Raw genomic sequence first — 393 nt, forward strand, 5'->3', positions numbered from 1 at the left:
GTATCATTCGTGACAATAAGGTTGTTATTGACCAAAAAACTGTGTTGACAATGTTCACAGCAAACATTGGCTGTTTTTTGGTTTAACTGTGTTTTTTTAATATTAAAAATAGCATGACAATGAGGGCACTGGGTTTTGATTGGCGTAGTCATAAGGTCGAATCCAAAAAGGTATCAGTATTAATACCGCATAATCACTTACCAATCGCTACCAGTTTTTTATGTCGTTTTTTATATAGTAATCATCATAATTTTCAGGCAACGATAGAGCAGCGTTAAATACACAACATTATTTAACTGCTCCTCTATCGTAACAGATGTAATTAAATGTTGCTACCCTGTAAATGTACCAGATAAACGCTGCCAATGTTGATCTTCTTGCGCGGTAAAAGCA

1 protein-coding gene is annotated in these 393 nt (G+C 34.9%); it reads right to left on the reverse strand.

Features of this window, described 5'->3' with window-relative positions; all coding sequences use genetic code 11:
* Positions 1-152, reverse strand: a 152-nt coding sequence (locus CHM34_RS20305; RefSeq protein ID WP_206093867.1) for a zinc-ribbon domain-containing protein, incomplete at its 3' end; no start/stop codon positions are given.
* Between the last annotated feature and the right edge of the window lie 241 nt (positions 153-393).

Source organism: Paludifilum halophilum, from assembly GCF_002245355.1.
Lineage (GTDB): Bacteria > Bacillota > Bacilli > Thermoactinomycetales > DSM-45169 > Paludifilum > Paludifilum halophilum.